14 protein-coding genes are annotated in these 25,085 nt (G+C 58.2%); 7 read left to right on the top strand and 7 right to left on the bottom strand.

The features are described from left to right. Positions 1-461 precede the first annotated feature (461 nt). Both OQH67_RS10885 and OQH67_RS10880 read right to left on the bottom strand, forming a co-directional pair. Positions 462-10,001, bottom strand: a complete 9,540-nt coding sequence (locus OQH67_RS10885) for an autotransporter-associated beta strand repeat-containing protein (protein WP_265145512.1) — start codon at positions 9,999-10,001, stop codon at positions 462-464. A 151-nt stretch (positions 10,002-10,152) separates the two neighbouring features. After that, a complete protein-coding gene (locus tag OQH67_RS10880) occupies positions 10,153-10,344 on the bottom strand; it encodes a hypothetical protein (protein ID WP_215436195.1) in 192 nt (63 codons plus the stop codon). Between the two features lie 460 nt (positions 10,345-10,804). On the opposite strand from OQH67_RS10880, the gene OQH67_RS10875 reads away from it, so the two are divergent. From OQH67_RS10875 to OQH67_RS10865, 3 genes are all read left to right on the top strand, one after another. Continuing rightward, positions 10,805-12,967, top strand: a complete 2,163-nt coding sequence (locus tag OQH67_RS10875; protein ID WP_167506687.1) for an AMP-binding protein — start codon at positions 10,805-10,807, stop codon at positions 12,965-12,967. A 3-nt stretch (positions 12,968-12,970) separates the two neighbouring features. Next, positions 12,971-14,335, top strand: a complete 1,365-nt coding sequence (xseA, locus tag OQH67_RS10870) for an exodeoxyribonuclease VII large subunit (protein ID WP_215436198.1) — start codon at positions 12,971-12,973, stop codon at positions 14,333-14,335. A gap of 145 nt (positions 14,336-14,480) precedes the next feature. After that, positions 14,481-14,807 (top strand): hypothetical protein, encoded by a 327-nt coding sequence (locus OQH67_RS10865; RefSeq protein ID WP_215436200.1) that lies wholly within the window; start codon positions 14,481-14,483, stop codon positions 14,805-14,807. A 220-nt stretch (positions 14,808-15,027) separates the two neighbouring features. On the opposite strand, the gene OQH67_RS10860 is transcribed toward OQH67_RS10865, so the two are convergent. From OQH67_RS10860 to hisD, 5 genes are all read right to left on the bottom strand, one after another. After that, positions 15,028-16,620: a tetratricopeptide repeat protein gene (locus OQH67_RS10860; RefSeq protein ID WP_215436203.1), complete on the bottom strand. Its 1,593-nt coding sequence runs from the start codon at positions 16,618-16,620 to the stop codon at positions 15,028-15,030. A gap of 82 nt (positions 16,621-16,702) precedes the next feature. Continuing rightward, positions 16,703-18,376 carry a tetratricopeptide repeat protein gene (locus OQH67_RS10855; RefSeq protein ID WP_215436206.1) on the bottom strand — a complete coding sequence of 558 codons (1,674 nt, stop codon included), beginning with the start codon at positions 18,374-18,376 and terminating at the stop codon, positions 16,703-16,705. Between the two features lie 168 nt (positions 18,377-18,544). Beyond that, on the bottom strand, positions 18,545-19,444 hold the full coding sequence (locus tag OQH67_RS10850) for a bile acid:sodium symporter family protein (protein ID WP_215436208.1): 900 nt from the start codon (positions 19,442-19,444) through the stop codon (positions 18,545-18,547). A gap of 25 nt (positions 19,445-19,469) precedes the next feature. Beyond that, a complete protein-coding gene (locus tag OQH67_RS10845) occupies positions 19,470-20,126 on the bottom strand; it encodes a TetR/AcrR family transcriptional regulator (RefSeq protein WP_215436211.1) in 657 nt (218 codons plus the stop codon). 28 nt (positions 20,127-20,154) lie between these two features. Beyond that, complete coding sequence (hisD, locus tag OQH67_RS10840) at positions 20,155-21,402, bottom strand: histidinol dehydrogenase (protein WP_251828237.1); 1,248 nt, start codon at positions 21,400-21,402, stop codon at positions 20,155-20,157. A gap of 241 nt (positions 21,403-21,643) precedes the next feature. On the opposite strand from hisD, the gene sucC reads away from it, so the two are divergent. The 4 genes from sucC to OQH67_RS10820 all read left to right on the top strand — a co-directional run bounded on the left by sucC (position 21,644) and on the right by OQH67_RS10820 (position 25,064). Further along, positions 21,644-22,825: an ADP-forming succinate--CoA ligase subunit beta gene (gene sucC / locus OQH67_RS10835; RefSeq protein ID WP_067570760.1), complete on the top strand. Its 1,182-nt coding sequence runs from the start codon at positions 21,644-21,646 to the stop codon at positions 22,823-22,825. Positions 22,826-22,846: 21 nt separating this feature from the next. Then, the gene (sucD, locus tag OQH67_RS10830) at positions 22,847-23,734 is read left to right on the top strand and encodes a succinate--CoA ligase subunit alpha (protein ID WP_215436217.1); all 888 of its coding nucleotides are present in this window, start codon (positions 22,847-22,849) and stop codon (positions 23,732-23,734) included. A gap of 283 nt (positions 23,735-24,017) precedes the next feature. Next, entirely contained in the window at positions 24,018-24,182 is a 165-nt protein-coding gene (locus OQH67_RS10825) for a hypothetical protein (RefSeq protein WP_215458963.1), read from the top strand. A 6-nt stretch (positions 24,183-24,188) separates the two neighbouring features. Further along, positions 24,189-25,064 (top strand): hypothetical protein, encoded by an 876-nt coding sequence (locus tag OQH67_RS10820; protein WP_215436222.1) that lies wholly within the window; start codon positions 24,189-24,191, stop codon positions 25,062-25,064. Positions 25,065-25,085: the final 21 nt, after the last annotated feature.

The raw sequence follows: 25,085 nt of genomic DNA, 5'->3' as shown, positions 1-25,085 counted from the left end.
TTGATTCCCTAGGTGTTGCGCATCTTCAAAAGGGCTTTTTTCCGGCCTGATCTGGTCCGCGAAAGGAATGCCGCATGGTGTTATCTTTATTAATATAAACAGACAAGAGGTCTGGTTCTGGTATATTGGCAACTTTGCCGCTCCATAGCGGATTTTTAATCCGCTATTCAAATTAATGCGAATATTTTTTATATCAAAATATAGTGGTTTTTATTCCAAAATATTTATTGTATGGAGGAAATTCCGAGGGAGATGTTTTATGGAGGGAATGGGGAATAGGGAAATGGACTTAATGGACGGAATGGACAGGTGACGTTTCCCCTTTTCCATTGTGTCCACTAAGTCCATTCCGTCCATCATCCCTATTCCAACAACAAGGCCGCCCCGGTTCATCCCGGACGGCCCTGTGGTTTTGCAGCAGAAGCGGCGTTTCCGCCGCTCCTCCGGCACCTTAACCTTCTTTAGAAGTCGTAGCGGTAGCCTATGCTTCCGTTCAGGGAGCTGGCTCCGTCTCGGATGTCCGCGTTGCCGTTGACAAAGATCGTTCCCTGCGTCCCTACTGGCACGCTCAGACCCGCTCCTATCTGCAACGCCGTCCTCCCTACCTTCGCTCCACGCACTTGCTGCGTGTAGCCGGGGTTGGCCAGGAAGCCCACTGCCGTTTCTCCACGGTCGTCTCCCAGGTCCTGGGCCGCGTTGACACGCAGTTCCGCCAGCGCTTCCCTCCCGAAGAGGTTGCTGCCTACAAGACCCATCCACCGGCCGCCAAGCGCAAGCGTGCCCGTCGTCCATTCCTGCTTGTCCACGCTCAGACCCGCGTTGCCCGCTCCCGTTTCACGGTAGCCGTCCATCCGAGTTGTCACCACCGAGGCGTTGAACAGGGGCTGCAGGATGCTGCTCCTGTTTTCGTTGAGGTAGATGTCGTAGGTGAGTTCATACATCGCTCCAAGGCCCCAGCCGTTGGTGCTGCCTTCCGTTCTGTAGCTGCCCGCTCCGTAGTCCACCGTCCGGTTGAGTTTGGCGTCGTTCCACCCGCCCGTCAGGATGAGCGTGTGGGCCCATCTCTTGCTCTGGTAGCGCCCGAAGAGGTTGGCGTAGTAGCTGTCCAGGTGGCCATCGGCCGTGTCCGCCGCGCTGGCCGTCAGGTCGCCGTAGTTGGCCGTGAAGGCCGCCCCCATCGTGAAGGAGTCGCTGAGGTCCACGTCCACCCCGAAGGTGCCTCCCCAGGTGGTGAGCTTGTAGCCGCTTTCATCACCTTTAGTGTCCAGCTGGGCGTAGGAGCCCGTGCCTTCCATCCACATGTGGAAGTAGGGAAGGTCTTCGTTGATGTAGGCGGGGTTGACGCCCATTTGGTTGGTGCGGTTGCGTATCCATCCCATTTGTTCGCGCAGGGCGTCGCGCTGGGCAGTGCCCAGGGCGTTGACCGTGGAGCCCGCCGCCGCCGCCATGGAACGGGCGGCCTGTCCCGAGTCGCCGGACTGGATGCTGTTGCGCACTGCTTCACGCAGGTCTCCCAGTACCGTACCCTTGGGCGCGTTGCCGCGGTTGTTCCACAGAAGGTTGGCTCCCGCCGCGGAGTTGGCCGTATCCGCCGCGTCCATGAAGGCGTTGTCCGTCTTGACCATGCCGCTGACGATGATTTTCCCGCCTTCCGCACGGATGCCGAGTTCCTGGTAGTAGAAGTCAAAGTAGCCGGAGGACGTCACCGAAGCGCCGTCAGCCGTTACCGTACCGCCAGCACCCTGCGCGTCCACCAGTATGAAGTTGAGGTTGGCCGTCGGGTCCGCCGGGTCGTCGTAGTCGCCCAGGCTGTCCAGGGAAACAGTGGTGCCGTTCAGGTTGACGTTCCCTGCCAGAACCGTGATGACGGGGTTGGCGAAGAGGTCGTCCCTGTTGGTGTTGATGACCAGGTCCAGATTGGCTCCCGCCAGATTGAGGCCGTTGCCGACCGTCAGCGTGGTGTTGACAGCGTCCACGCCGTCACCCACCGCCGTGAGGCGCACATGGCCGCCGGTACCTGCCGTGAGCGTCTTGTAGGTGACGGAACCGTTGCCCCCTTCAGCGCCCATCAGCTCCAGGGTTCCCTTCGTAACGTTGAGGGACTGCCCGGCGGAGCCGCTGCCCTTGAGAGTCTGCGTACCCGTTCCGTTCATGGTGATGCTGCCTTCCCCGGTCAGCGAGCCTTCAAAGACGGACTTGCCGGAGGCGGTGATTTCCAGGGCGGAACCGTTGTTTAGACTTCCGTTCCCCGTAAGACCGGAGAGGCTGTTAGCCGCGTTGTCAAGTTCCAGCATTCCGTCCGTGGAGAGCTCCACCTGTACGCCGTCAAGCTTGGATGTGCCGTTGAATAGCAGGGAGGCGTTGTCCGCCACCTGGAGCGTACCGGAACCCGTCACAGTGCTGTTGGAGAGTTCGGAACCTGCCGTATCAAGCGTGAGCTTGCCGTCCCCGCCAATGTTGAGCGTTCCTCCGTTGCCTTCATCCGTGAGCGTTCCGGCAGTTGCCGTGCCGGTGACGTTCAGGGTGGAGAGACTGTCCGCCTCCCTAGAGTCAAGTACGATAGAACCTAGGTCCGCCGTGCCGGAAAGCGTCAGGCTGCCTTCCCGCATGTCCAGCGCGCCGTCCGTGTTCAGGCTGCCGGAAAGTTCCAGGGAACCCGCACCCGTCTTGGTGATATTGGCCGTGCCGCCGTTAATGGTTCCGGCGTATTTCGTGTCGGGCCCGGACGTATTGGGATCATTTCCCAGCAGTTCGTTGTTCAGGATGACGGAGGCCGTCTTGTCATCGGTTGCAGTAATGGTGATCACTCCGGAAGCCGCTCCGGAAAGGTTGTTGATGGTCAGTCCTTCCGCCTCGTCATCCACGCCAGGGAGGTTGAGGGCCAGATTGCCGTCCACAATAACCGCCCGGTAGGGATCAAGTTCCGCGTTGCTGGTGATTTCCTTGTCTTCACTGCCCACCGCATAGATCTGCGTGGCGTCGCCCGTGATACCGATGGAGCCGCCGTTGATACCCGTGACGGTGAAGCCCAGGCCTTCCAGAAGCGGGTTGAAGGTGGCCGTGCCGTAACTCAGAGATCCGTTGGTCAGGTTGAGCCATGCGGTGCGTTCTCCGGCTCCCCAGCCCTGCATGGCGTTGACCACGTCCGCAGAAAGGGAGAGCGTCAGGCTGGCGATGTCCAGCGTAGCTCCGTTCTCATTGAACTGAATGATGGAATCGCTGCCTGCCAGGTCCTGCGTCTTGGCGACATTGTCCGTGCCGACGACCAGATTGGCGCTGTCCAGGCTGGCCGCCCCGTTGATGCCGCTGATGACCGTACCGGCATCCGTGATATCTATGGATTTGAGCGAGGAGCCGTTCAAACCGCCCAGGGAGATGGAACTGACTCCGGCCGCCGCATTGACGGTGACATTTTTGCTGGCGCCGCTGTAGTATTGGCCGCCCTGCAGTTCGCCGCCGGTGATGTTGAGAGCGCCCTTGTAACCGTCGGCCCCTGCCAGGAAGGCCAGCGTGCCGGAAGAGAGCGTTACGGTTCCCGCGTAGTCCGCACTGGCTGAGCCAAGGCTGAGCTGGCCCGTTCCTGTTTTAGCGAGGCTGCCCGTTCCGCTAAATGCGCCGTTGAGGGTGATGTTCCCTCCCGTGGTGTCTACCGTGGCGGTTTTGCCCTGCGCCGCGTTGAGCACAACTCCGCTTTCCGCGGACCAGGCCGCACTGGAGTTGAGCGTGCCTTCTCCCAGCGTGAGCGTACCGGAGGTTCCGGTGATGTTGCCGCCCATGGTAAGCGTACCGTTGCCGTTCAGCGTAATGCCGGAGCCGGCCGTTCCGCTGAAAGCGAGAGCACCCAGCTGCGCCGTTCCCCCCGCAATGTTGAGTTCACCGGCCACGTCTCCTCCCAGCGTTACGCTGTTGCTGGTGAGGGTGACCCCCGTTCCGACGATGACTGCGGAGGCCTGCGTGTTGCCGTCAAAGGTTCCGCTGCCGACTTGCAGCGTGCCTATGTCCTGGGAATGTTTCAGGTCCAGCGTTACGCCGTAGGTTGCATTGACCACGGAGGCATCCAGCATTCCATTGACCGTGACAGTCCGGTTGGACGTAGCCGCTCCGTAACCGGAGAAGACGATGTCTGCCCCGCTGTTGCGCAAGGTTCCGTTGAGCGCGTCATTCCCGTTGATCGTCTTGATGAGCAGGGAGCCGCCATCCGTCTTTTCCAGGGTTCCGGAGATATTCTTGAGGATGCCGGAAAGCGCTATTTCCGTTCCGCCGGAAAGGTTGAGCTTGGAACCGGCCGCCACCGCGATGGTGCCGGAAAGGACCTTCGTATCTGCAATGTCGCCCAGCGCGACGCTGCCGTTCCCGGAAACATTCCAGTTAAGCCCCAGGAAGCTGTCCTGGCCGCCGGTGTTCACCGTCAATACCGTATCGGCGCCTGTGGCAGCCAGTTTCACGGCGTCTGCGGCGTTTTTCTGCACCATGATTTGCGTGAGCGTCACGTTCCCGGAGGCCTGCAACGTACCGCCCCCGAAGATGATGGAGCCCGTTCCCAGCGCTCCGTCCCCGTTGATGTCCACGATGCCCCCTTCCAAGGACGTGGAACCTCCATAACTGTTGGTGTTGCGGATGACCAGCGTTCCGTCCCCCCTCTTGGTAAGGATGGTCGTATCCCCAGTAATGTGGCCGTTTCCTTCAAAGGTGTAGGTGTTACTACCGCTGTTGCTGACCACGACGGAAGACGGCGCCACGTTCCCCGTGATCGTCACGTCTTTGTTGGCCGCCGTGTTGTCAAAGAGCAGAGGCTGACCGTCCGTGCTTGTCGGAGGAGTACTGCTTCCCGCATAGGTCCAGTTGGAAACGTTGTCGGCGCTCCATGTTCCGGCATCCGCCGTCCCATTCCATGTGAGCATGTCCGCGGAGGACTCTATTTTAAGCTGAAGCGTCTTTCCGTCCGCGGAGAGCCCCAGCATGTAGGTGAGTTCCGGATGGGTCTCGTTAATGAGTTCTCCGACATTGAAGGAGCCTACCATGAGCGTCCCGGTTCCCACCGTCAGCAGGGAGTAGCTCCCGGAATCGGTAAGCGTTTCGTAGTTGGAGAGGGTTAGCTTGTGCGTTCCGTTGACCGTCAGGCCGCCGGTGAGCGTCACCAGCGCATTGTCACCCGCCGTTACCCCTGTCATGTCGAAGGTAAGCTCCGCCCCGGAGGCCAGGGCCATGCTGCCGGTGACATTCAACCGGGAATAGCTGCCCAGCGTCAGGCTGCCCAGCGTACCGCCATCGCTGGTGACGGATGCCGTGGAAAGAGCGCCGGAGGCGCCTGCCTTTACCGCGACGGCATTGCCGAGCGCATAGTTTCCGATGTCAAGCGTGGCCCCGGACGAAAGAAGTACCGAGCTGGTCCCGAAGGCCGTGGCGCTGCCGGCCTTCAGCGTGCCGGCCTCCACATGGGTCGTCCCGGCGTACGTATTGGCTCCGCTGAGCGTCACGATGCCTGCTCCCTTCTGGGTGATGGTCCCCGTTCCGCCGATGGCATTGGCTGTCGTGTTGTCTCCCGTGACGTTGTATGCCAGCGTCGCGTCACCCAGGCCGCCCAGCGTCACTGCTCCGGCCCCGAGCTTTCCGGCACCCGTCAGAAGGATCGTGCCTTCCCTGATCAAGGTCTGTCCGGCGTACGTGTTGGCCCGCGTCAACTGAAGAATTCCGTTCCCCTGCTTGGTGATGGCGACGGCGGCTTCACTGACGATGCCCACATCCACCTTCAAGTCGGCCGTGTTGGTTTCATCCAGCGTGAAATTGCCGCGGGACACATCAAACGTCGTCGCGGTCTTGACGGTCATTTTCTGGCTGCTGTAATCTCCCGAAGCAGCAATCAGGGACATGCCCAGCGCGTTGCTCTGCGTGGAAATCCTGTGATTGCCGCCGAAAAGGTAAAAGCCCTTCCCGGTGGTATTGACGAGAATGGAACTGTTGTTCAGGATAATATTGGAATTGAGCAGCGTATTGTGCCCGGTGCCGTTGCCTATCGTCCACGTGGCTCCGTTTTCAAGGAGGAGGGAGTTGAGCGTGGTGCCGCTGTAGCCGAAGGAATCCCCCGTCGTTGTCAGGATGCCGCCATTGACTGTTAAACTGCCCGTGAGCCTGGTGTTCGTACCGCCTCCGTCAATGAACAGGGACGCTCCATTTCCAACATACGTAGAAGCGGTCTTCGTCTGATTAACGCTGATGGTCAACACGGTGTTTTCACCCAGCACTTCCAGATTGACGGCGGAACCGTTTGCCAGGTTGGTTCCCAGCGCGTTGGCTCCTCCGGAAACAAAGGCAATCGTTCCTCCGTTGATCGTGGGCATCGTGGCGCCGAGAATGTCGGCAATGTCGCCCGTCACGCCGATTTCCAGGCGTCCCGGCGCATCCACGGTCACCGTTCCGATTCCCAAAGCCTTGTTCGCGTTGACGGCTACGGTGCCTTCCTTGATGCCAACCGCTCCGGAGTAGGCCTCATTGGAACTGTTGAAGCTTACCTTGCCTTCGCCCAGCTTGGTCATCGCGCCATTGCCGGAGAGTTCACCGCCATTGTTGGTCAGTACCAAGTCCTGCCCCGCGCCGTTGTTGAAGTAGATGGCCTTCGCGTTCATATTTCCCGTCAGGGAGACGTCGCCCGTATGGCTTCCATCGAACAGATATGTTTTGGTGTTGTCCACCGCGCCGATGGAATTGCCGTCCCAGACAATCACTCCATCCGCCATGCTCACGCTGACGGATACCGTCTTGCCAGCCGTATCCACGGTGAACGTGCCCTGATACAGGCCCGCCAGGGTTCCGGTCAGGGTCATGGAGTTTGCATCCACAAAGTTCCCGGACATCAGGTTGTCCCAACCCACCAGCGTGTATGTCCCTTCGGCCACGTTGCCGTCAATATTCAGGCTTACTTCTGCATCCGCGCCCAGCGCCAGGTTGGCCACCGTCAGGACGGTTCCGGCCGCACTCAGGGCGGTTCCGTCAACGGCCAGGGAGGCGGCATTCAAAGTTCCCGTCACATTTTGGGTTCGCAGAGCGGTTACTTTGGCGGAAGAGGCGTTCAGCGTTCCTCCCAAAGCCGTATCCGCATCCAGATACAGGTTGGAACCGGTCAGATTCAGCGTTCCGGAAAATCCGGCGACATCTCCTCCCAGCGTCAGGGCTCCGGCGCTGTTTCTGGTGGCCACTGCCAGCGTTCCCGTTCCGGCCAGACCGCCTCCCATCCTCAGGCCGTCACCGCTGCCGATCGTGGCCGTTCCGGTGCCGGACGTTTCTACGGATACCAGGCCGTTGAGAGTCATGGTTCCGGCCGACCCGGCAAAAATGTTCAGCCGCGTGGCGGCATTGGCCCCTTTCAGGGTAATATTTCCATCCAGGGAAATTCCGTTTGAGGCAGCGGTACCGCCCACCCCGCTGAATGTCACCGTCATGGTATTCGCTCCTCCGCCGATTGTGACGTCTCCCTGTCCCCAGGGAGTCACCGTCTGTCCGCCCGTAACCGAAGCGCTTCCTATGTCATAGGTCAAGTTAAGCTGCCTGTCAGTAGCAATGATTTCCGTATTACCGTCATAGGAGTTTTTCACCCAGCCTCCGTTGAATTTCCAGTCATTACCACCGTTATCAAGGTGCGTAATCCTCAAATTGCCCGTACCGCTGATCGTGCTTCCCACGGATGTTTTGTTGCCGTAGAGAGATCCTCTCAGGGAAACCAATCCCTCTCCAGCATCCAGAACGATATTCATATTGAATGTATTGGAAGTACCGCTCCCGTTGTTCAAATTCAAGGTGGTTCCGCTGCCCATGGTCAACGTTCCCGTTCCGTTCACTCCTACGCCGTAGGGAACGTTCATCGTTACGTTCTCACCCAGCACGATATTCATGGTTCCAGTCCAAGCCGCTTCATCCTGCCTCAGGGAAAGAGTCCCACTTTCCACCACCAGCGTGGAGCCGTTGGAATTGATAAAAGTATTCCTGTTGATAGTCAGGGTGCCGTCTCCCGTCTTGCTTATGGTACCGCCAATACCGCCGGTCAGAGAAGCATTTCCCGCTCCGATGGTCAGGGAACCCGCCCCTTCATTCGTCAGCTTTCCTTCATAAGTGCCTGCGCCCAGCATCAGGCTGCCTTCTCCCGAACGGGTGAGCGTTCCGGCCCATCCCGCCAGGGAGGCCCATGTCACGGCATTCCCGTTGGTATCCACCAGGATGGCATTGCTTGCCAGGGCATCCGTCTTGAGCTGGCCGGAGATGTCCGTCGTAATGCCCGTTCCGTATTTGAGGGCGCCGCCGTTGAAAACAATGTCCCCCGTGCCCAGCGCCCCGGCGTTCTGTATTTCCACCAGGCCGCCGCCCAGCAGGACTTCTCCGGAAAAACCGGAGTTGTCCGTGGCGATTGTCAGTGTTCCGTTTCCGGTCTTCTGGAGCTTGGAGCTTCCCGTAAGGGAGCCTGTTCCCGTCCATGTGTAATCGGTGGATTCCGCATTGACCAGAATCAGGCCGGGATTTACCTGCCCGGTGATGTTGACCGTCTGGGGAGGATTGCCGGCAATATCCCCAAAGGATACTCCCATGCCGTTTTCAAAAGTGCTCCCGGCGCTCCATGGAGAATTGGTCCCGCTTCCCCCCACCGTCCAGGTAGCGTCCCCTCCGCCCGTCCAGCTTATGGAGGTCAGTTCCGTCACCACGAATTTCAGGACATTGTCCGCCGTATCCCAATTCCCCATATACTGGGTTCCGAGCAGGATGGTGTTGGCCAGATCCCCGGTAACGCCTTCCGTGGCGCTGATCAGGTTGTACGTTCCGGCGCTCCAGGAAACGCCGTCTGCATTCTCCAGCAGAAGACTGCCGTTCACCGTCAAAGCGCCGGTCAGCGCCAGCAGGGCGTCCCCGTTCTTCGTCATATGGCTGGCATCAATGAACAGGCCGGTTCCCAGACTCAGATTGCCGGTCATCGTGTTCTGGCCGCCCAGGGACAGGGAACCCTCGTTTAAAACCAGATTGCCGGTGATTGAACTTTGTGCGCCCAGGGAAACACTGCCGGAGGCAATGGTCAACCCCGCACCGGTATCCACCGCGGAAACGTCAAGACTGACGCCGGAAGACAGGGAAAGCCCCTGATACGCGGCGGACGTGCCTCCAATGGCCGCATTGCCCGTTACGGAAAGAACCTTGTTCGTCCCCATGCCGTCGGCATGATCCACAATCAGCGTGCCTCCATTCAGTTCCACACCGCCGCCAAAGGAGTTGGCATATTTCAATGTCAGCGTACCGGTCCCCACTTTTTTCAGTCCTCCGTTCCCGATGAACATGTCATTCGCGTCCCCTCCTTCGATATTACCCGCACCGCCCAGGGTCAGCACGTCATTTAGAACGGCCTGAATGGTCTTTTCCGGGTTCAGAATCATTTTTACCGTCGTTCCCGCATTGGTTACCAGGTAACTGCCGCCGCCTTCATTCACGGTAAAGCCGATGTTGGATATCGTTTCCGCCGCAGTGGCCGTCACCTCAATGGTGCCGCCGCCGGACAGGAGCAAATTTTCCTTATTGGTCAGTCTGGCCCCGAATACGTAATCCCCTGCCGCCATGCTGCGTGTTTTCAACACGCTGTTATCCGCTACGGAGATGATGAACCGGGTCCAGTTGGCATCCTGCGCCACGGAAAGGCGTGCATCCGGAGCCGTCAGGTCCAGCGTGGAGCCGCCCTGGATATTCAGGCGCCCGTCTGCCGCCAGCGTGTGTTCCGTAGCAGTGCTAAGAATGCTGAGCGTGCCTCCGCCGTCAACCGTCAGCGTATGCCCTCCAATGACCAGGGAGCCCGTCTCCTGGGTAACGGTAACGTCCGGGTTAATGGTCAGGGTGACGTTGGCCGTTACATTTGTATTTTCCGTCCAGTCCGTATTCTCCGTAATGGTTTCATTGGCACCCAGATCAAGGGAATAGGCGGGAGTGGAAAGAAGGGCGCAGCAGGCAAGCACAGCGGACAGCAGTTGCAAAGGCAAATGAAGCTTCATTAGATAAAATGTTGGTTACGAATATGTTAAATTATAATCTATTTTTACAAGAAAACAGAGGAGGCTCTCTATATCATTAGCGGTTTATCGAATTTGAAATCCGGTGTCAATCTGGAAGTTCCATTTACAATGCTTTAAATCATTTTTCTTCTTCCAAACGCCTCTCACCAAATTCAAGAATATAACAATTATTTTCAATAATTTCATGAACTTCATTTATTACAAAATATTCTTTAAATGAAATACTTATGCAATTATCAAAAGACATTTTTCTCCTGAGTTTCCTTTTCTGAACGGATTTCAAATCCGCACATTCCCTTCTCCTCTTCATTCCGTTCCCATCCTTTCCGCGCCTCCGCCAATGGATTCCGCATGCAACAGGCGCGGAACGGCAGCCTTTGATTCAAGTCTTTAATCTGCATGATATTGTCATTGCTACAGATTAACAGGGACTGTGCCGAAGGCCTCTCGCCGTTCTGACTGAACAACATTTTTTGAATAAAAATGCAGAGAAATTCAATTGCGTCCTGCTGCGGAAAATACCCTGCACACTAACCCCGAATATGGAAGAACGCCGCCGGACAGATTGTCTTTTCAAAAATTCCAGCCAAGGATGAAAAAGTTTCTCAAAAAAACCGTATATTTCTGATGACAGACGGAAATGCCTCTTCATCCGTCTTCTTCGGTTATTGCGGCGAACTCATGACAGCGGGAAAAGCAACGGCTTTCCTTCTTGCCCTCCGGGCATCAGGTCGCTAGAATAAATGGAGCAAGTTTTTCATTTTTCCCTCATGGCCATTTTCGGTACCTCCCATCTATCCGACGCCGGCGACCTGCTGATTTTCAATAAGCTGTCCCACAAAACCCTGCTCATGTTCGAAAAGGAACTGGGCAGGGACCGCATTACCTACCTGGTGGAGGAAGCCCTCCCTCCGGACGCGGCCATTGCGGCCCATCTGGAATCCACCAAGGCGGACGGCATTCTGTTTCGCGCGGAAACCAGCGACCCCATCGCCCTGCGCGCGGCGATCATGGAGCGCATCAACCAGGGGCGCAGGGTGGTTTTCCTGCCCGGCCCTGTGGCGCATATCAAGGGTTCCATCTGCCAAATTCCCCCGCGGGTCATGAAAACCCTGGGAGCCCTGCACATTTCCCCCGTCCCGGTGTATGTGGGTTTTTACACCAGCTCCGTATTGGATGCGGAAGCGGATACGGACGCCCAGGCGGATATCCAGATTCACATTCTTCCCAAGCTGGCTCCGGGAGCCGAAATGGCCGCACGCCTGACCACGGCGTGGCTGGAATGCTCCGCCCAGGCGTATGCCACGCTGCCCCAGCTCCACGGCTCCCTTTCCGCCCTGCTGTTCCGCAGCCTCAAGCAGCATTCGGACTGCCGGGTGATTGACGGAATTGACGACACCTCCCTGACGTACGGCCAGCTTCTGGCCATTTCCGTGGCCTTCGCCAAACGGCTGAAGAAAATTACCTCCAACCGGAGGGTAGGCATCATCCTGCCGCCGGGCAAGGGGGCGGCTATTGCCAACCTGGGCTGCCTGTTTGCGGGCAAGACCCCGGTCAACTTCAATTATTCCGCCTCGGAAAGCGCTTTTTCCAGTTCCGTGAAGCAGTCCGGCGTGGACTGGTTCATCACGGCGGATACCTTCATGCGCAAGCTCCAGAATTTTCCCTGGCCCCCCCAGAGAGACCTGATTTTCATGGAGCGCGAACTTCCCCAGCTCAAAGGCTCCGCCAAGCGGTGGGGACTGGCCATCAAGTTCCTGACGGCCGGGTTCATGATCAGGAAGCTGGGGCTGGACACACCCGTGGGCGGGGATGAAGCCGTGCTGATGTTTACTTCCGGTTCTTCCGGGGAACCCAAGGGGGTACCCCTTACCCACCACAACCTGCTGGCCAATATTTCCCAGTGTTCCTCCCGCATCACGCTGGCCCCGCAGAGCAGATTCCTGGGCAGTCTGCCCGTGTTCCACTGCTTCGGCATCACCATCGGCCTGTGGTACCCCATGATCGGCGGGTACGACATGGTCACCTACCCTTCCCCGCTGGAGGCCAAACGCCTGGGAGCTCTGATCAAGCAGTACGGCATCAGCCTGGTGGTCACCACCCCCACCTTCCTGCGCGGCTTCATGAAGCGGTGCGAACCGGATACTTTCAAGACGGTCCGCTACCTGATCGTGGGCGCGGAAAAGCTGCCGGAAGACCTCGCCACCGCCTTCCGGGAAAAATTCGGCACCATCCCGTGTGAAGGATACGGCCTGACGGAGGCATCCCCCGTCTGTTCCGTCAATTTTGTGGACCCCGCCCCGTCCAATGCCGCCGGAGATTTCATCCCCGGCATGAAAAAGGGAACCGTAGGCGCGCTGCTACCCGGCATTGCCGTACGCATCACCAGCCCGCACACGGGCCGCGTGGTACCCGTGACCACTTCCGGCATGATCTGGCTGAAAGGGCCGAATATTTTCCCCGGCTATCTGGGAGGACCGGAAGTGAACAGGGACATTTTCGTGGACGGCTGGCTGAAGACCGGAGACATCGGTTCCGCGGACGAATACGGCTTTTTGAAAATAGAGGGGCGCGTTTCTCGCTTTTCCAAGATAGGCGGGGAAATGGTCCCCCATGAAGCGCTGGAAGCAGCCATCATGAATATCTGGAACCTGGACCCCACGGACGACGAACGGAGAATTGCCGTGGTCACTATTCCGGACCAGGCCAAAGGGGAAGCCGTGGCCCTGCTGACCACCCTGGTGACGGATTACGTGCACCAGGCGCGCACCCTGATCCGGCACGGCCTGATCGACCAGGGGCTGCCCGCCCTGTGGTGCCCCAAGGAGATCATCCCCGTGGAGCATATCCCGGTGCTGCCCTCCGGCAAACTGGACCTGAAGCAGTGCAGGATGCTGGCCTACGAGGCGCTGAACATTCCCTTTGAACCGTAAGCCATGGAATTTCCGCAGGAAACGGCTTCCGCCCCCCGGCCCATCACGGTCAAGCAGCTCGTTTACCGTCTCCGGGACGTGGTCGGCATCGCCGTCGGCACGCAGTGGGTCGTCGGAGAGCTGAGCAACGTCAAGTACCATACCAGCGGGCACATTTATTTTACCCTGAAGGAACAGGGGGCGGAAATTTTCTGCGCTTTTTTCAAGAACGCCGCCGCGCGCTGTCCCCTGCGGCTCCAGGAAGGCATGAAGGTGCACGTGCTGGGGAACGCCACCGTGTACCCGGACCGGGGCCAGCTTCAACTGGTCATCAAGGAGGTGCGGGCCGCCGGCATGGGGGATCTCCAGGCGCGCTTTCTGGAGTTGAAGGAGAAGCTCCAGCGGGAAGGCCTGTTTGACGCGGAAAGAAAAAAAGCCATTCCCGCCTTTCCCCGCTCCATCGGCATCGTCACCTCCTCCACCGGAGCCGTCATCCAGGACATGCGCCACGTGCTGGAGCGCCGCGCCCCCTGGGTGAAGGCGTACCTGCTGCCTGTGCGCGTCCAGGGGAGCGGAGCGGAGCGCGAGATTGCCGCCGCCATCCGGGCATGGTCCCATGCGCCGCACAACGGGCTGCCGCCCGTGGACGTTCTCATCGTGGGCCGCGGGGGCGGTTCCATAGAAGATTTGTGGAATTTTAACGAGGAGATCGTGGCGCGAGCCATCCACGAATGCACCGTTCCCGTTATTTCCGCGGTGGGTCACGACACGGATTTCACCATTGCGGATTTTGTGGCGGACCTGCGGGCGCCCACCCCCACCGCGGCGGCGGAACTCGCTACGCCGGACGGCCCGGAATGGCTCCGCAAACTGGGTAGAATGGAGCAGGCGCTGCACGCTTCCGCACGCCATTCCCTGCTGCACGCCCGACTGAAACTGGACGTTTATCTGCGCGGCAGATTGCTGGATGCAGACTCTCTCCTGGCCCCGTACGCCCAGCGTCTGGACGGGATGGAGGAATCCCTGCTGGTTTCCTCCGCATTCAGGATTCAGCAGAACTCTCTTTTAATCAATCAACTGGAACACAAGCTCCAATTGAGCCATCCCCGCCATCTCAACAGGGAGCGGGCTCAGCAGCTCTCCGCCCTGCAGTCCCGCCTGTTTCATGCCGCAACCGTCAGAATGACGGCGTTTTCATCTTCCCTGGCTCTTTTGCAGGCCAGACTGGAAGCCCACAGTCCCGAACAGACGCTGAGCCGGGGATACGCCCTCGTGGAGAATGAAAAGAGGCAGCTAATCCGGAAAACCGACCAGGTTCATGCCGGAGAAAAGCTGAAAGTCCGTGTCTTCAACGGTCATTTTTTTGTCACGGCCGATAAACATCAATAAGTTTATTACAAGCATATAATCGTACATTTTTTGCACACAATCTAACAAATTGTGTTTTTTCTGGATTTTACCGGAATTGGGACCTATCCTAAGAGAAGCTCATTACCACTGCCCGCATTCTCTGGTCCCAATAATTCACGCGCATATGCCCTGTAAAAACATCACCCGCTATACTTACGAAACCACGGCCTTTCAAGGTTACCGGCTGGCTATTTGTAAGAACAAGCGCTTATTCACCCGCTATTTTTCGGATTCCCAGTACGGAGGTGCGGAGGCGGCGCTTCAGGAAGCAATGAGGGTGAGGGACAATATTTTCAAGCTTCTTGAACAGGGCAACCTGACCGTTAGCCAAGTTTTCGCAAAATATACCGTGCGTTCCCGGCGCCAGTCCGCCGCGGACCGCCGGGAAAAAATGGCCCACGGCAAACGGACATCCCTCGCCTCAAAACAAAAGGCCAAAGTGCGCAGTTGATTCGCCTTTGGTACGGTTTACCGCCCCTCCTCCCGAAAACATATGTGGGACGGACACATGCCGGAAAATGATGGAGACGGAGGGAAAAGCCTTTCCGGCAGTGATCTTCAGGAGAAAGTCCGGGAATATTCCGTGTCCGGCCGGAACTAAATGAAAGCAACTCCGGATTTTTGTCTCCGCCACGTTATCTCTTGTCCATACGCAGACATCAGGGCTTTCATTACCTTCTGCGGCGGCGTGCGGCAGGCCGCTCCGGTTCTTCCGCAGGAGCTTCTCCGATTTTTGTCAATACCCGGCGCGCCTCCGTGGTTCTGTTCTGCTTGCGGCATACTTCCGCCCAGTCGCGGTGGATTTTCTTGTAAAGTTCCTCCGACTGGATGGATGCCAGATTGTTCTGGAGAGTGGCCTTGTCTTCATCATTCAGGCCATCCCATGTTTCCACCAGCTTTCCGTACTGCGATTCCGCCACCGCCCATTGTTCCCTTCCGGCGCTGATTTCCGCCTGAAGAGTCATGATCACGGGCTGAAGAGCCTGGATGAAGGCGGTGCTTTCCAGAGCCACTTTCATCGCCTGATCGGAATATTTCACCGCCTGGTCGTAATCCTTCGCCCGCAGGAAAGCCGCGGCAATGTTCACATCTTCATACGCCCGCTTTACCAGGGCTTCCGCCTGCGCGTACTTGTCCAGCTGGGAGCGCAGTTCCGCAATTTCCTGGCTCAGGCTGGAACCGCTGAGAATGCGCGGGGCATCCACCCCCAGCGTCATGGCGGAGCCTTCCGCGCGGGAAAGCAGACGCGCCGCTTCCTTCAAATTCCCCATTTGCATCCTCACGCGAGCCAGCGCCAGCATGGTTTCCGGGGTGCAGTCCATTTCCGTCTCTGCGGCACGGAAGCAGATCAGGGCGGCTTCCAGCTGGTCCGCCATGCCCTTCAATTCCGCCTGGGAATATTTTCGCCGCGCCTTGAGGGGCATGTTGAGTTCATTCAGGATGATGCGCCCCATGTCCGGACTGGCCGTGAGGCGGAATTGGGCAAGCAGTTCCCTGGCGATGGTGCTGCCCGTACGGCCGGGCTGGCCGGTCGCCTTTTCCGGCAGGGTATCCTGAAGCAGCAGTATCTTCACCATGCTTTTCACATCCTCCGGCTTTTTCAGCATGCTTCGCATGACGGGAGAGGAAGCCTGCTTGCACAGGGAGGAAAAACGTTCGAATTTGGCCTGGTCATAGGCATAATGGGCCAGCGGTTCCAGGCAGGCCAGCAGAACGGAAACGTGGTCCTCCGGCGTATTTTTAAGAATTACTTCATACAGACGTTCCGCTACGGCGTCATGCTTGCGCCCGGCAAATTCACGCGCCCAGTTCAGGCTGACGTTCAGCAGGCGGTCTCTGTCCGCCTCCGGCAGGGCGCCGGAATGGGAGAGCTTCTTTTCCAGAAGGGATGCAATCATGGGCTCCGACTCCTTCACCATGCCGCGCCGGTCCATTTCCACAGCCAGAAGCCACGCAAAGGAGTCGCGCGCCTCCGTGGAATTCATCCATTCCACCTGCTTGTCCACGGTTGCGGCCAGCGCCGCCAGCTCTTCATCCGAGCCGTTCCAGGAGTCCAGCATGCCCTGGAGATGCCCCATGGCCTGTGTCTGGCTGTGCACCTCGTGAATCGTGGGCTTGAACCAGCTTTCAATGGTGGGCCAGTACTGGACGTAACCGAACCAGAGGCCACCCAGCGCCACCAGGCAGAGGACCGGTTTCCAGTAAGACTTTTTCTTGCGCGACGGACGATAAGGCTTATTGGAAAAATGGCGCTCGGAACTCATGCAGGCATTGAGCCAAAAAGAGGGCACAAATCAAGCAAAATCAGCAGTCCGCAACGTCTTACGGCGCAGCGGCGGCGGTCCGTCACCGACGGGAGGATATCCTGCCGCCGTCCGTCCGGCGTACGGGAGAACTCCGGCGCACCCGGGGAAAGCCGGATTCCTTCCAGCATTCATCCGCCTTCGCCGTCATTCCCAGTTCGTCGTAACAGCGGCCCAGCTGCTTGTAGTTTTCCGACCTCTGTTCTCCTTCCAGCAATGGCAGCACGGCTTCAAAAGCGTCCACGGCCTCCTGCCACTGCTCGCCGTCGCACAGGGCGTAGGCCTTGCACAGATAGGACTGGACCAGCAAATTCTTCCGTTCCGGACCGTCTCCGCATTTCAGCAGGGCGTCCACGGCGCGGGAGTAGGCCTGGAGGGCTCCTTCACGGTCCCCTTCCATGTCGCTGGCTATTCCCAGGGAATGGTACACCCTGCCCAGGGAAAGGGTGTCTGAAGAGAAGTTGGATTCCCGGACCTGGATGGATTGCCGGAGGTTTTCCCGCGCCTTTGCCCCTTCCCCGGCGTCCAGCCACGCCTTCCCCAGGCCCTCGCGGGACTGGGCGGCAATCATGGGAGAGACCGCCGCGTTGCTCACCGCCTTCAGGAAATCCGCACGGGCTTCCGGGGCTGCCTTGCGCATGATGTTGACCCATCCGCGCTGGTCATACAGCCCGGCCCAAAAAGCGTGATCCGCCGGAAGCACGCCGCGTGCGGCGCCTTCCGCCTGGTGAAGGTAGGCCAGCGCCTCTTCATAATTACCCTGCTCCGTGGAAATGCGCGCCAGCCCGCGCAGGGCGTTCAGGCAGTCGTTGAGCAGATAGGAGGCGTTTTCCGAACCGGTGAGCCCCTTCAGGAACAGCTCGCGGGCCTCCTCCTTCCTGCCTGCTTCCAGCATGGCTTCTCCCATGCTGATGCTGGCCAGAGCCAGGTCCCCCGTGGTCTTTCCCTGCTCCCGGGGGAACAGAACCAGAGCTTCCTTGAAATAGGCCCGCGATTCCGGAATATGGCCCGCCGCGCGGGCCAGCCTGCCCTGGGCGGCCAGAAGCCTGGACTTCACGGCAAGAGAGTCGCTCCCCAGCCGGGCGGAAGCTTCCACGGCGCGCTGCAGCAGCCCATTGGCCTGGTCATTCCGGTTCAATATCTGGTCAATGGAACTCATGGTCTGGAGGGCCTTCACCAGCTCGGCGGCCATGCTCTCCTTTTCATACCCGTCCACGGCCGTTTTCAAATAATCGTAGGCGGCCGCGTACTGGTGCTCCGCCAGCAGGGCCCGGGCCACGGCATCAGCGCGGGGAGCCCATACCTGCCGCTTTCCGTCCGCATAGCCCGCCTCAATCAATTCCCTGGCCGTGGGAAGCGCCTGCTCCACGCCGCCGCGGCTGATCAGTTCGCGGGTCAGCCCCCAGGCCGTTTCCGACCGTACTTCCGGGTCCCTGATCCACGCCAGGCGTTCCTCCCGTTTGTCTAGAATTCCGGCCAGGCTTTCCCGTGAGGCAAACACGTCCGCCATGAAACGGGACAAAGTCTGGAAGGCCTTTTCATCGCTCTTCTGGATCACGACCGGAGGGGTATGGAGGGCCCCTTCATCATAACCGATGCGGTAGGCCATGTGGTACGTCAAAAACTCCAGCAGCAGGACGGCAATGCACAGGCACAGGGCAATCAGCCATTTGGTGCGTGAAGAAAGAGGTTTCAGGGGAGGAGTGGACGCCTGCATAACGGGAGCACAACGTTAACGGCCCTTCCCTGGAATTCAAGCCTTTTGAATGCCGCGCGCGCCGCAACGCAGTTGGAAGGCGGAAGGCAGGACTCCGCTCAAGCCGCCGTCAACCCATAATTTCCCGGAAAAAGGGGGTCCGCGGGACACGATCAAAGACGGAACCGTCTAATTTCCGTTCCGGCGCCTGTGTTCGGACGCACGGTAAAGCTGCCACGCATTCCATAAATTATGCCACAGCACATAAAACGTGGGCCCCAGCGCGGCAATGGGATTGGAATACGTCAGCGCCAGGTAGATGGAAAGCGTGGTGTTTTTCTGTCCCAGGGCCTGGCTGCATTCCGCGGAGCGCGCCTTGCCGCCCAGCAGATGGCCCAGGCCGAAGTTCAGGGCGCAAATCAGCAGGGAAAGGGCGCCTATCTGCTCCAGCACGCGTTCCGAAATGCCGTCCCGGGAGGAAATGTCATAGGAAGCGTTGGCCGCAATCAGCACCAGAATCACCACCCAGACGCCAAAGGTAACGTCCTTCAGCTTCCGGGGCCACGCGATGGCGCGGGGATAAAAGCGGCGTGCGGCCAGGGCCAGGGCCAGAGGCAGGAGCATCACCAGGGCTATGTTCTGGGCCACGCTGAGATAAATCTCAAAGCCGCCCCGGCCCACCACCATGGGCAGAATGAAAGGAAGCAGGATGCAAATGATCCCGTTGGTCAGAAGGAGGGCGGTCAGCATGAACTCCACGCTGCCGCCCAGCAGCCCCATCACCACCGGCGCCGCGGTGGCCGTGGGCATGACGCCCACGAAGAACGCCGCCTCCGCCAGGTAGCCGCCCCCAAAGGACGCGCGGCACACGCTCCAGGCAGCCAGGGCAATCAGCAAATTGGCCCCCACCAGCAGCCAGTGCGGCCGTTCCGGCTTCATCCGCTTGAAACGGATCCCCAGAAAAGTCACAAACAGCATGCCGATGAGCATCCATTTGAACGTCCAGCCGTACACATGGAGCCAGGGCATCATGTAGCCCGCAACGAACGCGACCACGATGGCAAACGTACGGATGAGGGACTTGAACATGCTGCGCTCCGGAAAAATAAAATGCCTACATGGTCTTTCCGCACATGCGGATCAGGGATTCCACCTGACGGACGATCAATTCAAACAAGTCCTTCACACTTCCCTTCGGAATCCTGTTGACCTCCATCAGTTCCATGATCATCCGCAAATGCGTCAGAAGCCCGATCATGATGCTTTCAATGGCGAGCACCGTCCAGAAAATCTGGTATGAGGAAGCGCCCGGAAACATCTTGCGGATGCTGTCATGAAGCTGCCGCCGGATGGGGGAATATACTTCCTTGATGTATTCCACGGCAACTTCAGGCGTCTGCACATGGCAGATACCCATCAGGCGCAAATAATGGGGGAACGTGTTCAGTTCTTCCAGGGTCAGGTCCCCCGTGTTCAGAAGTCCGTAAAAGGAGGGATACACGTATGCGTGGGCCAGGGCTTCAATGGAGCCGTCCCGCTCCATGGCTTCCGCCACCCGGGCCATCCGGAAATCCCGCGCCATCGGCGCGTACTTCATCATGACCGCCTTCCACAGGCCTTCCTTGCCGCCAAAGTGGTAGTTGGCGGAGGCTATATTGACGTCGGCCGCCTGGGAAATCATGCGCAGCGACGTTTCCGTATAGCCGTATTCGGCAAACAGGTTTTCAGCGGCTTCCAGCAACCGTTCCCTGGTCCCTTGCTGTTGTTTCATAATGGGACGTATGTTATCTGGGTTACTGTTACCGGTTCACGCGGGAGGCGCGCACCTGGAGGGAATGGTTGTGGGCATCCAATCCCTCTACGCGGGCGAACTCCGCCACGTACGGCGCCGATTTCAGAACGGCATCCTCGTTCATGCGGACCACGCTCGTGCGCCGCTGGAACTGGTCCGCCCGAAGGCCGGAGAACGACTTGCCCGCGCCGCCCGTGGGCAGCGTATGGCTGGGGCCCGCCAGAAAATCCCCGCAGGCCACCGTGGACAGGGCCCCCGCATAAATGGCCCCGGCCGTCCGGATGGCCGCCAGCACGGAATCTTCATCCTCCGTCACCAGGACCAGGTGTTCCGGAGCAAACGCATTCACCAGATCCACCCCCTCCTGAATGGAGGAGACCAGAAAACCGTACGCGTGCTTGTCCAGCACCTCCCGGATGATGGCGCCCCGGCTCAGCAGGGCCGCCTGGCGTTCCACTTCCGCCTCCACCCGTTCCAGCAGCTCTTCCGAGGTGGTCACAAATACCACGACGCTGTCCGGCCCGTGCTCGCCCTGGGCCAGCAGGTCGGCGGCCAGAAACTCGGCGTCCGCCGTCTCGTCCGCCAGCACCATCACTTCGCTCGGCCCGGGAAGAAGATCGATGGCTACGGCACCCACCAGCTGGCGCTTGGCCTCTACTACAAACCGGTTGCCGGGGCCGAAAATCTTTTCCACGGGCTTCACGCTTTCCGTACCCAACGCCAGCGCGGCGATCGCCTGGGCGCCGCCTATCTTGATAATTTCCGTGGCACCGGAAGCCTTCAGCGCATATAAAAGAGCGGGGTTCACCCGTCCGTCCGGCCCGCACGGCGTGGCGGCCACGATTTCCCGCACGCCGGCGGCCTGGGCAAAGCCGCCCGTCATGATGGAGGTGGACACGAGGGGAGCCTTGCCCCCGGGAATGTAAATGCCCACGCGGTCATAGGGAAGGAAGCGTTCCGCAACCTCCACGCCCTGGGCGTTCACTCCGGACCAGTCCTGCCTGCGGCTGCGGTCTGAAAAATAATGGATGTTCGCCAGAGAAGCGGCAATGGCCTCCTTCACGGACTCCTCCACGGCAGCTTCCGCCTCTGCCAGTTCCTCCGCGGTGACAAACAGGGAGCCGCTGTCCAGGCTGACCTTGTCAAACCTGGCGGCATAATCAAACAGGGCGGCGTCTCCGCGGACGGCAACGTCCTGAATAATGGAATTAACGGTATCTCTTACGGAATTCTCGGGAAGGGCCCGGCGGTTCATCCGGCCTTTCATCTCTTTAAAACAACTGTCGGCAGGTCGATAAATTTTCATAAAATAGCAACATACGGAAAATGGGAGGGAAGTTTCCCAATCTTTATGCAGACAGTCAAGCCTTCTGTCCTCTTTGACTTCCACAACGGCAACGGAAAAAAATAAAAAGACCAAACCATTATCCCTTGACCGGCACGGGAAATAGTCCTAGCCTTTCTTCCGCAAACATTTGGCCGAACGGCCCACTGTCATGAATATTCACGAATATCAAGCAAAACAACTCTTTGAGCGCTTTGGCGTGGCAACTCCCAAGGGAATTGCCGCCACCACCGCCCAGGAAGCCGCACAAATAGCCCGCGACATGGGCGTTTCCCAATACGTAGTTAAGGCACAGGTACATGCCGGAGGACGCGGCAAAGGCACATTCAAAAACGGGTTCCAGGGCGGCGTGCACGTCGTCAATTCCGTGGAGGAAGTGGAAGACGTGGCCGGCAAAATGCTTAACCAGGTACTGGTCACCAAGCAGACCGGGGAAGCCGGCAAGCTGGTCAGCAAGATCATGGTGGCGGAAGCCGTGGACCTTAAAAAGGAATGCTACTTCGCCATCCTGCAGGACCGCGCCCGGGAATGCCCCGTCATCGTAGCCAGCACGGAAGGCGGCATGGACATTGAAGAAGTGGCGGCCACCCGGCCGGAAGCCATCATCCGGGAACACATTGACCCGGCCCTGGGCATCCTGCCCTTCCAGGCCCTCAAGATCGCCGTGGCCCTGGGCCTCACCGGCCCCCTGCTCCGCCAGGCGACCAAGCTCATCACCAACGTTTACAAGCTCTTCACCGCCCTGGACTGCTCCCTGGTGGAAATCAACCCCCTCGTCGTCACCACGGATGACCGCGTGTGCGCCCTGGACGCCAAATTCAACTTTGACGACAACGCCCTGTACCGCCATCCGGAAATCATGGAAATGCGGGATGAAACGGAAGAAGACCCCCGCGAAGTGGAAGCCGGCAAGTACGACCTGAACTACATCGGGCTGGACGGCAACATCGGTTGCATGGTAAACGGCGCCGGACTGGCCATGGCCACGATGGACATCATCAAATACTACGGCGGAGATCCCGCCAACTTCCTGGATGTGGGCGGTTCCGCCACGGAGGAAATGGTAACCAACGCGTTCCGCATCCTCACCAGCGACAAGAACGTGAAGGCCCTTCTCGTCAACATCTTCGGCGGCATCATGCGCTGCGACGTCATCGCCCAGGGCATCGTGGCCGCTGCGAAAAACATCGACATGAAAATCCCGCTCGTCGTCCGCCTGGAAGGCACCAACGTGGAAATCGGCAAGAAAATCCTCGCTGACAGCGGCATCGCCATCATCCCTGCCGACAACCTGGACGAAGCCGCCCAGAAGGCGGTTGCGGCCGTCAAATAACCCTCACCATTTATTACGACAATGACATCTCTCATTGACAAAAACACCCGTCTCGTCGTGCAAGGCATCACCGGCAGCGCCGGCGCATTCCATGCCAAAAACTGCATGGACTTCGGCACCAACGTGGTTGCCGGCGTGACCCCCGGCAAGGGCGGCCAGCTCTTTGAAGACAAGGTCCCCGTATTCGACACCGTGGCGGAAGCCAAAAAGGCCACGGACTGCAACGCCTCCATGATCTTCGTCCCGCCGCCCTTCGCGGCCGACGCCATCATGGAAGCCGCGGACGCGGGCGTCAAACTCATCGTCTGCATCACGGAAGGCATCCCGGTGCAGGACATGCAGAAAGTGAAGGTATTCCTGAAAGACAAGGACGTAACCCTCATCGGCCCGAACTGCCCCGGCATCGTCAACCCCTCCGCCAGCTGCAAGATCGGCATCATGCCGGCCTACATCTTCAAGCCCGGCAGAATCGGCATCGTCTCCCGTTCCGGCACGCTCACTTATGAAGCCGTGTGGCAGGTCACCAACATGGGCCTGGGCCAGAGCATGTGCATCGGCATCGGCGGCGACCCCGTCCACGGCATGACCCAGCAGCAGGCCGTTCAATTCTTCACGGAAGACCCCAATACGGACGCCTTCATCATGATCGGTGAAATCGGCGGTTCCGAGGAAGAGGAAGCCGCCGAATGGATCAAGAACAACTGCAAGAAGCCCGTAGCCGCGTTCATCGCCGGAGCCACGGCTCCCAAGGGACGCCGCATGGGCCACGCGGGCGCCATCGTGGCCGGAGGCAAAGGCACCGCCGCCGCCAAGCAGGAAGCCCTGCGCGAAGCGGGCATCGTGGTCGCCAAGACCCCGGCCCAGATGGGCGCCGCCCTGGCGGAAGCCATGAAAAACAAGGGCATGTAACTGGCTGCTTTCATCAACCTGTTTCCAAGCGCCTCCCGCAATGGGAGGCGCTTTTTTATGGGTAAACAAAACTCCTGGCATTCCATGCTCTCCAACGGATTTACCAGGACGATCAATTTCATATAAGGTCCTTCTATTTCCAATATACCTCGCCTCAAGCCCTCCATGATTCCATCTTTTAAGACTGCATGTTTGCGGACTCTTCTTCCCTATTCCTACGGTTTTGATTTTATTCTCTGGCAATCTGATTCAGTGCCAACATCCTATTGACAGAGAGGAAAATGTGATTTCCCTGTTCATTCAGAGAATGTCAGGCTTGGAAAAGAAAATGCTATTTTTCAGGGAAGCAAAATGGCAAGCTTATATTGAGTCTATTGACAAACTTACGACGAAAACCATCGCAGAAAAATCTGGCACGGCCTTTAAAAAAAACAGCAATAAAGGTTAAAACACTATGAACACGTTACCACCTTTATACATATTTGTGGTCTGTCTCTTTATCGGGGCGGCCAATGCTGCCGACCCCAACCCCATGCTGGAAAGTCCCGCCTGCATTGACTCATATCGACAGACCTCTCCCGCCGTCCAGGAACTTTCCTCATCCCTGCGGAACAAGCTGTTCAAATCATTTTATGAAAAGGCTAAAAAACATACACATACCTTCAAGGTAACGACACGAGACAATGTTGATACCGAATTGAGGGAAAAAATATGGCATTGCTATCTCGTAGCTTTGGGCCCCACCTTTTCCTTCAACACATACAAGCAAACCGAACCGGAAATAAACATTGACGACATGTCTGATATTAACCAAAAATCCAAGGTTTGTCTCTTCATGGAAAAATATATCAGGCTGGTTAGAAAAACCGATAAAATCAGGGAGCCTGAAAAGAAGCGGATCATTACACGCCTCCTGCTCCCTTATTATGCCCATATATTGAGGCAATTCAAAAGTGCGCACGAGACCAATCCCTTCCGGATTACCGAGGACGAACCTCAACAAGGAGGCCTTGCTCATCGATCTGCCGAAGAACAAGTAAAAAAACTCCGACATCTTAAAATGGAAGACCTTCGGAAGCTCATGAACGAGGTTGCAACAGGAGAGTCTTTTATCAACACAAGAAATGAGGTCTTCGAAGACGAAGTCAAGGAGCTTGAAAAAACTTTCATGGAAATCCTTGTCTCTGTATTTCCAAGCAACTATGCCAACATGGAAGAATTCCTTCTCAAGGCAGGATATTCAAAGGAAGACATTCCCGATCTCATTGACCGTACAGTTGGCAGAAACAGCAAAACTGATTTTCTTTATAAAGGGAAAACACCGTTCTGACCATGGCAGGCCTCACAGGAA

Source organism: Akkermansia biwaensis, assembly GCF_026072915.1.
Classification (GTDB): domain Bacteria; phylum Verrucomicrobiota; class Verrucomicrobiia; order Verrucomicrobiales; family Akkermansiaceae; genus Akkermansia; species Akkermansia biwaensis.
Note: the sequence above shows the minus strand (reverse complement) of the source record. Positions and strands in the feature narration are given on the sequence as shown.